We start from the raw sequence: 8,290 nt of genomic DNA, 5'->3' as shown, positions 1-8,290 counted from the left end.
CCATTCCCCGCCAAGAAGCCCATCGACCGCCACCTGACCCAACCCCCGCCGGACACGATCAACATCGTGCGCCAGAGCTAAAGTTACCGGTATTGGGTCCCTGCCCCACCCCGACCAGCCCAATGGCTGGCTCATCGAATGGGGAACTCAACTCGACGTACGCCCTGTCCGGCAAGCCGTCGACGGGGTGATCACCGAAACCGCCGTCGCCGGATACCTCGCCAAGTACGCCACCAAAGCGGCCGAAGCGACCGGGCACTCCTCAGCACGGCTCACCAACGCGACCGTCAACCGCTACGCCACCCCGCACACCCACGCCGGCCGACTGGTCGACGCCTGCTGGCGACTCGGACGCCCCGGCTCCGACCTCGACGAAACCGAAGCCGCGAAGAACTCCGGACGCCTGTCCTACCGCCGCCTCCAGCGCTGGGCACACATGCTCGGCTTCGGCGGCCACTTCTCCACCAAGTCCCGCCAGTACTCCACCACCCTCAAAGCACTCCGCGAAGCCCGCGCCAACTGGCGACGCGAACGCCACCGCACCGCCGACCACACCGACGACACCGAAACCACCCTCATCGTCGGCAACTTCACCTACGCGAACACCGGCTGGCGAACCATCGGCGACGCACTCCTCGCCAACACCGCCGCCGCCAAAGCACGTGAGCATCGGCGGCTGCTGAAGGACGTGGTCGATGAGATGCCAGGCAACGAGTGACACGTAACTGTCAACGGAAGGAGGTTCAGGTGACAGCACAGGAGGACGCGGGGTTGTCCGATTCGATGCGACTGCTCGCCGACGCGATTGCTCGGCTCGGGGTCAAGTCGACTGTCGGCGTAGACGAGCTGCTGACGGTCGATGACCTGGCTGTCGTTCTCAAGATCCCGGCGCGGACGATCAAGGATCAGCTCGCTGCTGGTTTGTTGCCTCATCACCGTTTCGGGAAGCACTACCGATTCGATGCCGAGGACGTGAAAGAGATCCTGCACATGACTGCGAAGAAGCCGGTCAATCGACCGACGAGATCGCGGTCTGCACGAGTCGCATAGGAGACCAGTGGTGGCATACGCAGAGAGGCGCGGCACAGGATGGCGTGGCCGTTACCGCCGACCCGATGGAACCTACGGTTCAACGTCAGGCTTCAGCACGAAGCGGGCAGCGCTGGAAGCTGCGGGTGATGAGGAATCGCGCATCCGCCACAACACGTGGATTGATCCACGAGTGGCCGAGATCCGGTTCGAAGACTTCGCGAATCAGTGGCACGCTGCCGTGACAGGCAGGCTGAGTGACAACACTAGGGTCAAGTACCGGCGATACCTCGATAAGCAGTTGATTCCGAGGTGGGGCGACTGGCCGATGATTGGGATCTTCAACAGCCACTTCGACATCGAGACGTGGGTTACCCATCTCCATGGTGAGTACGAGGATTCCTCGGTCGCCTCATACTTCGGGTGCTTCTCCACGATCATGAACGCCGCCGTCAAGGCCAGGGTGATCCCGGCGAACCCGTGCTCAGGCATTCGGGTGACTGGTGGCGAGTGGGAGTCAGAGAAGTTCGTCGCGACTCCGCTCCAGGTGCTTCGGGCAAGCATGCGGCTCTATGAGAATGAGCTCGGGTTGAGCGGCCTCCTGTTCGGACTGCTGAACGCTTACACCGGTGGACGCTGGGGCGAGCTAGCCGGCCAAACCCGCCCTGAGTACGACGAGGTCAAGAAGGCGATCGCCGTCTTCGAGCCGCTCAAGGAGATCGATGGCCGACTGTTCAAGAGCGGTGCCGACGTCACCGAGCGAACCGATCCACTCCTCACAACAGCGCGACGGTCACGTCGTAGCAAAAGGAACGCTCGCACCAAGTCACCGGCCGGTGAGCGATGGGTCCCACTTCCTCCGAGCATCGCGGCGATCTATGAATTGTTCCTGGCGACGCGGCCAAGCGAGTCGTTCGTGTTCACCTCACTACACGGCAAGCCCTGGTACCGATCGAACTTCCGGCAGCGGTTTTGGCGCCCGGCGTGGGACGGCGTTGACGCGGACAAACCGTCGTCGAAGAGGTATGTCCCGGCCATCATGTCCGGCTTCCGGTTCCACGAAGGTCGGCACACGCACGCGACTTGGCTGACTGAGGACGGCATTCCTGAGGTCGCTCGCCGTGGTCGGCTCGGGCATAAGGTCAAGGGCATGGGGCGGGTCTACGACCACGTCACGCCAGAGATGGAGCGGCAAATTCTTGCGGCGTTGGAGGAGCGGTGGATTGCGTCGGTGCTGGCGTTGGAGGAGGACGAGCGGCAGAAGCTCCTCGGTCGGGTGCCCGTGATCAGAGACACCATCAAGAAGGCTCAGCAAGAGGCAGCGATGCTTGCGGCGAAGCTGGTGGGAGGCGAACGGTTCTCCCAAATCTCTCCCACCGGGACACTTGGCGGGGAGTCGTCAGGAGGCCGAGATGCCTCCTGACCTGCGGATACTTCTGGTGGAGCTTAGGGGATTCGAACCCCTGACCTCTTCCATGCCATGGAAGCGCGCTACCAACTGCGCCAAAGCCCCGCGGTGTCTTGCGACTCCGGAAGTTTAGCGGATACCGGGCTGCAAAGAAAAATCGGGTGGGTGGGGCAGGAGGGGCTGGTGGGACGGGAGGCGGAGCGGGTGGGAGGCCGAGGTTGAAGGTGCGGTAGGTGCGCGGTGGTCTGTGGTTTGCGGCGGCGGGCGGTCGTAGTACGGGCTGCTGCCGCTGTTCCGTCCGCCTCAGCGTTGGGGGTCGTCGCTCATTACTGGTTCGGGGAGGGAGCCGGCGTTCCATTCTTCGATTCGCCAGCGGTTGTGGCGGCTGGGGAGGAGGGAGACCCAGTTGCAGTTGGCGAGGCCGCCGAAGGCGGGCCAGTGGTCTTGGGGGATGCCCAGGAAGAGGCAGATGCCGACTCGGGCGGCCAGGCCGTGGGTGGCTACGACGACGGTGTCGGAGGGGTCGCCGGTTTCGACCGCTCGGGTGAGGGCGGGGGCGAAGCGGGCGGCTACTTCTTCGACGGTTTCGCCGGCGGTGCCGCGGCGTTGGGGTTCGCCGGCGCGGATACGGGCGGCGGCTTCGGGGTGGCGGTCGGCGAGTTCGGCCATGGTCAGGCCGGCCCAGTCGTCGACGTCGATCTCGCGGAGCGCTTTGTCGAACTCGATGGTGAGGCCGGTCAGGGCTGCCAGTTCACCGGCGGTGGCGGCGGCGCGTCGCAGGTCGCTGGAGAACAGGCGGGTGGGCGCGAGCGAGGCGAGCCGGGCCGCCGCGGCGCGGGCCTGGGCGACGCCGATCTCGTCGAGTGGGATGTCGGCCTGGCCCTGGACCTTGTCCTGCAGGTTCCACTCCGTCCGACCGTGCCGCCAGACGATCAGCCGGCCGGCGGTCATTCGGCGGACGTCGCGGGGCCGGGGACGGGCGACGGCAGCGGGATCGTGGGGCAGTCGCGCCAGAGTCGTTCGAGGGCGTAGAAGCTGCGCTCCTCGTCGTGCTGGACGTGGATGACGATCTCCAGGTAGTCGAGCAGCACCCAGCGACCCTCGCGCGCGCCCTCCCGGCGTACCGGCTTGGCGTCGAAGTCGATCCGCAGCTTCTCCTCGATCGCGTCCACGATGGCGCGGACCTGGCGGTCGTTGGAGGCGGAGGCGACCAGGAAGCCGTCGGTGATGGCGAGCTGCTCGGAGACGTCGAACGCGAGCACGTTCTCGGCCTTCTTGTCGTGGGCCGCCTCGGCTGCCGCGGTGAGCAGCTCGACGGCACGTTCGGAGGCAGGCATGTATTCCTTCTAGTGGTTGGTGTAGAGGTCGCGTTTGGCGATGTACTGCACGATCCCGTCGGGTACCAGGTACCACGTCGGGTTGCCCTTCGCGACCCGTTGCCGGCACTCGGTCGACGAGATGGCCAGCGCGGGGACCTCGAGCAGCGTGATCCGGTCCATCGGCAGCCGGTCCAGCGGCAGCTCGGCCGACTCGGTGCCGGGCCGGGTACAGCCGACGAAGTGGGCCAGCTTGAACATCTCGTCCACGTCGCGCCAGGTGAGGATCTGGGCCAGCGCGTCGGCACCGGTGATGAAGAACAGCTCGGCGTCCGGGTACAGCTGGGCCAGGTCCCGCAGGGTGTCGATCGTGTACGTCGGGCCGGGGCGGTCGATGTCCACCCGGCTGACCGAGAACCGGGGGTTCGAGGCGGTGGCGATCACCGTCATCAGGTACCGGTCCTCGGCCGGGGAGACGACCCGGTCGCTCTTCTGCCAGGGCTGACCGGTCGGGACGAAGATCACCTCGTCCAGGTCGAAGTACGACTGCACCTCGCTGGCCGCCACCAGGTGACCGTGGTGGATCGGGTCGAAGGTGCCGCCCATCACGCCCAGGCGCCGGACCCGCTCCGGTGAAGTCACGTCAGCTCGTTCCGCCGCTCAGCTGTGCGGCCGGCCCTTGCCCATGATCAGGGTGATGACCAGCAGGCCGGCAAGAACGACCAGGGTGAAACCGCCGTACCACCACTGCGAGATGTGCGCGGTCTCGCCGGCCACCTCTTCAAGCGCGGCCAGCTGCGGCAGAAGTTCGGAAACCATGGGGCAGAGCCTATCTCGTACAGCCGCACGCAAGCGCGACCGGTGGCCTGGTAGGACCTACCGGTCGCGCGGAGAATGACGACAGGATCAGTGCTGGCGGGTCTGACGGGTCAGCAGCCGGCGCCAGACGGAGGGGACGGCGGCACCGCGCTGGTACCGCGCAGCGACACGACGCATCTCGTCGATATGGGCACGGGCGACTTCGGGGGTGATCATGATTCCCTTCACAAGGTGGTGTTCCGTAGTCGGGGCGACCTCCCCGACTACTTGGAATTCTACCGCCCAGGCGCCCGCGAGACAAACGAATTAAAGGTAGATTCGGCGCTCCCCCTACGAATCTGCGGTGAACGGAAGGAAACCCATGGACGCGATCGATCGGCAGCTGGTCGAGGCACTCCGCGCGAACGGCCGGTCCAGCTGGGCCGAGCTGGGCCGGGTGGTCGGGCTGTCCGGCCCGAGCGTCCAGGAACGCGTGAAGCGGCTGGAGGAACGTGGGGTCCTGCTCGGCTACCGCGCGGTGGTCGCGCCGGAGCAGGTCGGACTCGGCACGAGCGCGCTGATCGGGTTGTTCCAGCGCGACGACGTGGAGACCGATGAGATCGTCGAGGGCGTCCGCGCGATCCCGGCGGTCGAGGACTGCTGGTTCGTGGCCGGCGACCAGGAGCTGGTGGTGAAGGTCCGGGTGCCCGACGTGACCGAGCTCGAGGCGGTCGTCGGTCAGCTCCGCCGCGTCAACGGCGTAGTACGGACTCGGACGACCGTGGTCCTGTCGACTCGCTGGGAAGGTCGTCCCGCGCCCCTCCCCGACTGAGCAGGACCGCGGCAGCCGCGCCGAGGGCCAGTACTGCGGCCGCCGGGTACAGGAAGTCGGGTACGTGCTCGTAGGCGGAACCACCGAGCGCCGGAGCGAGGAACATCCCGCTGATCGACGCAGCGGCGTACAGGCTGGAGTATCGGCCGACCATCCCCTCGGGCGCCGCATCGGCGACATGTGCGGTCGCGGTCGGTTTGTAGAGCATCTCGCCGCCGGTGATGATCGCGACACCCACCGCCGCACCAACGATGGCCGGCCAGACACCCAACGCAGCCACGCCGATTGCCGCCAAGCCGAGTCCGACGAGGGTGAACCCGGTCGCGATCACCCGGGTGGCGTGGTGCGCGCGGAGGCGGATCGCGAGCGGCGCCTCCAGTAGGACGATGACCACCGAGCTCAGGCCGATCAGTACGCCGTACGCGGCCGCGGGCGAACCGGCATCGCGCAGCATCAAAGGCATCGTGGCGAACAGCTGGCGGTACGCCGTGTCGACCACCACGATCGCGCCGAGGAGAACCAGGACCGATCGGTCGCGAACCAGGGCTCGCCATACGCCGGAGGTGTGCTGCGCGGCGATCCGGGTGGCGCGCGGGACCCAACGCCAGACCACGAAGGCGAGCACGAGACTGGTGACGGCGTCGACCACGAAGACGAGCGAGAAGTTGTACGCCGCCAGCAGGCCGCCGAGCGGTGGACCGATGGTGAAGCCGGCGTTGCTCGCGGAGCGGGACAGCGCGATGCCTTCGCGGCGGCGTTCGGCGGGGAGAGCAGTCGCGACGAGCGCGCTCAGATTCGGGCGACTGGCGCCGCCGCAGAGGCCGGCGATCGCGGCCAGTACGGCGAGTCCGGTCGTCGGAACCATGGGCATGCCGAGACAGGCGACTGCCCACAGCAGTTGGCTCGCGATGGCCGCCCTACGCAGACCGAACCGGTCGCCGAACCAGCCGCCGCTGAGGTTCCCGCCGAGCAGACCCACGCCGTACGCCGCGGCGGCGAAGCCCGCGTGCTGCGCGGACATCCCGCGATCCTCTACGAGGTAGAGCGTCAGGTAGATCCAGGCCAATGCACCGGCCGCGCTCACCAGTTGTCCCAGCATCACCGCCTTCAACCAGCCGGGGAGTTCGGCGACCCGGCGCCAGCACGTCGTCACGCGGGCCTCCCGGAGTAAAGTGAGTTCCTAACAGGAACTTAGTCGGCCGGATAGCGTGGTGGCAACCGGATTGGAGGGGGCGCCGTGCGGCGGAGCAGCTACTCGCCCGAGCCGGACTGTGCGATCGCCCAGTCCCTCGCGGTGGTCGGCGACGGCTGGGAGCTGCTGATCGTCCGGGATCTCGCTCGCGGGCTCGACCGGTTCGACCTGCTGGCCGAGTCGCTACGGATCTCGCGGAAGGTGCTGACCGAGCGGCTCAACCTGCTGATCGACAACGGAGTGGTCGAGCGGACGGCGTACCAGGAGCGCCCGACTCGGCACGCGTACCGCTTGACGCCCCGGGGGCGCGCGCTGTTGCCGGTGCTGGTGGCGCTGCAGGACTGGGGCGATCGGTGGCTACTTGGCGACGGGTCGTTGACCGGGACCAACAACGATGACGAGCCGCCGGCGCATCGGCTACACGAGATCGTCGGGCATCGGATCCCGGCCGGTCTGTTGCTGCCAGCAACCAGTGGCGCTCGGGCCGACGTCGTTGATCCGGACGCGCGGATGACTGTGATCTTCGGGTATCCGGCGACCGGGCGGCCGAGTCCGTTGCCGGCGGACTGGCAGCAGATCGCGGGGGCTCATGGGTGCACGTTGGAGAATCGGTTGTTCGCCGAGCGGCGGGACGAGTTCGTTGCGGCAGGGATCGCGGTGCACGGGGTCAGTACGCAGCGACCGGACGAGCAGAGTTCGTTTGCGGAGTTGGAGTCGATACCGCATCTGCTGTTGTCGGATGTGGAGTTGGAGTTGACGGCGGCCCTGCGGTTGCCGACGTTCCGGGCGGGCGGGGTTGAGCGGTTGAAGCGGTTCGTGGTGGTTGTCGGGGCGGATCGGGTGGTGCGCGCCGCGCAGTACCCGGTGACGGATATTCCGGCTGCGGTGAGCTGGGCGCTGACTGCTGTGAGTCGGGAACTGAATGGCTCGGTTCGAGAGTGATGAGCGTTGTCGAGGTTTGGTGGGGGCGGGTCGGGGATGCTCGGCCGGAGCTCGCTGAGGACCTGAATGCCGTCGAGCGGGGACGGCTGGCGGCGTACGCGCGGGACGGGGACAAGGCGAGGTTCCTGGTGGGGTGCGCGATCGTACGGCGGGTTCTCGGGGTGCAGCTTTTGATGCCGCCGGCAAGTGTTCGGTTGGATCGGAGTTGCCCCGATTGTGGGCGGCCGCACGGGAAGGTCCGGGCTCCCGGCGTGGAGTTGTCGGTTTCGCACTCCGGGGAGCTGGTCGGGGTCGCGTTCCATCCCGGGGTGGCGGTGGGTCTCGATGTCGAGGTGGTGGATCCGGGGATCGATACGGACGCGCTGGGGTCGGTGAGCCTGGCCGACGTGGAGGTCGAGGAACTGGGGCGGTACGACGGGACGGGGCGGGCGCGGGCGTTCACGACGTACTGGGCCCGGAAGGAAGCCGTGGTGAAGGCGACCGGGGATGGGATCCGGGCCGACCTGCGGAAGGTTGTCGTCAGCCCGCCGGATCAGGACGCTCGGTTGGTCGAGTGGGCGGGTTACGACGGCACCGTGCGGCTGGTGGATCTCGAGGTGGGATCGCGGCATGCGGCCGCATTGGCGGCGCTGACGGAGACGGAGTTGACGGTCCACTCGATCGACGCCGGACCGCTGCTCGCGCACTAGGGGTGTGGTGCTTGCCACCCCGCCCACTACGGGAAACCGCTTGTTCGAGCAATTGAAAACCATTATCGTTTTCGCCTGAAGCCG

At 67.2% G+C, this 8,290-nt stretch carries 12 protein-coding genes and 1 tRNA gene; 6 read left to right on the top strand and 7 right to left on the bottom strand.

Features of this window, described 5'->3' with window-relative positions; genetic code table 11:
• The first annotated feature begins 91 nt into the window (after window positions 1-91).
• From EV643_RS20875 to EV643_RS20865, 3 genes are all read left to right on the top strand, one after another.
• The gene (locus tag EV643_RS20875) at window positions 92-718 is read left to right on the top strand and encodes a replication initiator (protein WP_370452329.1); all 627 of its coding nucleotides are present in this window, start codon (window positions 92-94) and stop codon (window positions 716-718) included.
• Window positions 719-747: 29 nt separating this feature from the next.
• The gene (locus EV643_RS20870) at window positions 748-1,050 is read left to right on the top strand and encodes a helix-turn-helix domain-containing protein (protein ID WP_133801760.1); all 303 of its coding nucleotides are present in this window, start codon (window positions 748-750) and stop codon (window positions 1,048-1,050) included.
• 172 nt (window positions 1,051-1,222) lie between these two features.
• The gene (locus EV643_RS20865) at window positions 1,223-2,452 is read left to right on the top strand and encodes a tyrosine-type recombinase/integrase (protein WP_202869660.1); all 1,230 of its coding nucleotides are present in this window, start codon (window positions 1,223-1,225) and stop codon (window positions 2,450-2,452) included.
• Window positions 2,453-2,466: 14 nt separating this feature from the next.
• On the opposite strand, the gene EV643_RS20860 is transcribed toward EV643_RS20865, so the two are convergent.
• The 6 genes from EV643_RS20860 to EV643_RS46505 form a co-directional block, all read right to left on the bottom strand.
• A tRNA-Ala gene (locus EV643_RS20860) sits at window positions 2,467-2,542 on the bottom strand.
• Window positions 2,543-2,740: 198 nt separating this feature from the next.
• A complete protein-coding gene (locus tag EV643_RS20855) occupies window positions 2,741-3,388 on the bottom strand; it encodes a histidine phosphatase family protein (RefSeq protein ID WP_133801759.1) in 648 nt (215 codons plus the stop codon).
• A complete protein-coding gene (rsfS, locus tag EV643_RS20850) occupies window positions 3,385-3,774 on the bottom strand; it encodes a ribosome silencing factor (RefSeq protein ID WP_133801758.1) in 390 nt (129 codons plus the stop codon). Before rsfS ends, EV643_RS20855 begins: the two co-directional genes overlap by 4 nt.
• A gap of 9 nt (window positions 3,775-3,783) precedes the next feature.
• Window positions 3,784-4,395, bottom strand: coding sequence for a nicotinate-nucleotide adenylyltransferase (gene nadD / locus EV643_RS20845; RefSeq protein WP_133801757.1), 612 nt, complete (start codon window positions 4,393-4,395; stop codon window positions 3,784-3,786).
• Window positions 4,396-4,413: 18 nt separating this feature from the next.
• Window positions 4,414-4,572 (bottom strand): hypothetical protein, encoded by a 159-nt coding sequence (locus EV643_RS44215; protein WP_166665519.1) that lies wholly within the window; start codon window positions 4,570-4,572, stop codon window positions 4,414-4,416.
• A gap of 87 nt (window positions 4,573-4,659) precedes the next feature.
• Window positions 4,660-4,788, bottom strand: a complete 129-nt coding sequence (locus tag EV643_RS46505; protein ID WP_255513022.1) for a hypothetical protein — start codon at window positions 4,786-4,788, stop codon at window positions 4,660-4,662.
• A 145-nt stretch (window positions 4,789-4,933) separates the two neighbouring features.
• Between EV643_RS46505 and EV643_RS20840 the strand changes: the two genes are divergently transcribed.
• Window positions 4,934-5,383: an Lrp/AsnC family transcriptional regulator gene (locus EV643_RS20840; RefSeq protein WP_133801756.1), complete on the top strand. Its 450-nt coding sequence runs from the start codon at window positions 4,934-4,936 to the stop codon at window positions 5,381-5,383.
• On the opposite strand, the gene EV643_RS20835 is transcribed toward EV643_RS20840, so the two are convergent.
• The gene (locus tag EV643_RS20835) at window positions 5,304-6,536 is read right to left on the bottom strand and encodes an MFS transporter (protein ID WP_133801755.1); all 1,233 of its coding nucleotides are present in this window, start codon (window positions 6,534-6,536) and stop codon (window positions 5,304-5,306) included. The genes EV643_RS20840 and EV643_RS20835 overlap by 80 nt on opposite strands.
• Before the next feature lie 84 nt (window positions 6,537-6,620).
• Between EV643_RS20835 and EV643_RS20830 the strand changes: the two genes are divergently transcribed.
• Together EV643_RS20830 and EV643_RS20825 are read left to right on the top strand one after the other, a co-directional pair.
• Window positions 6,621-7,517, top strand: a complete 897-nt coding sequence (locus EV643_RS20830; RefSeq protein ID WP_133801754.1) for a winged helix-turn-helix transcriptional regulator — start codon at window positions 6,621-6,623, stop codon at window positions 7,515-7,517.
• Window positions 7,517-8,206, top strand: a complete 690-nt coding sequence (locus tag EV643_RS20825) for a 4'-phosphopantetheinyl transferase family protein (protein WP_133801753.1) — start codon at window positions 7,517-7,519, stop codon at window positions 8,204-8,206. The genes EV643_RS20830 and EV643_RS20825 overlap by 1 nt, the downstream gene beginning before the upstream one ends.
• The last annotated feature ends 84 nt before the right edge of the window (window positions 8,207-8,290 follow it).

It is taken from the genome of Kribbella caucasensis (genome assembly GCF_004361855.1).
Lineage (GTDB): Bacteria > Actinomycetota > Actinomycetes > Propionibacteriales > Kribbellaceae > Kribbella > Kribbella caucasensis.
This window is presented reverse-complemented; position numbering and strand designations above follow the sequence as displayed.

What these genes read in the sequence shown, in the direction of transcription:
- EV643_RS44215 (WP_166665519.1), bottom strand. Translation starts at nt 4,572, where the DNA reads ATGGTTTCCGAACTTCTGCCGCAGCTGGCCGCGCTTGAAGAGGTGGCC.
- EV643_RS20840 (WP_133801756.1), top strand. Translation starts at nt 4,934, where the DNA reads ATGGACGCGATCGATCGGCAGCTGGTCGAGGCACTCCGCGCGAACGGC.
- EV643_RS46505 (WP_255513022.1), bottom strand. Translation starts at nt 4,788, where the DNA reads ATGATCACCCCCGAAGTCGCCCGTGCCCATATCGACGAGATGCGTCGT.
- EV643_RS20825 (WP_133801753.1), top strand. Translation starts at nt 7,517, where the DNA reads ATGAGCGTTGTCGAGGTTTGGTGGGGGCGGGTCGGGGATGCTCGGCCG.
- EV643_RS20855 (WP_133801759.1), bottom strand. Translation starts at nt 3,388, where the DNA reads ATGACCGCCGGCCGGCTGATCGTCTGGCGGCACGGTCGGACGGAGTGG.
- rsfS (WP_133801758.1), bottom strand. Translation starts at nt 3,774, where the DNA reads ATGCCTGCCTCCGAACGTGCCGTCGAGCTGCTCACCGCGGCAGCCGAG.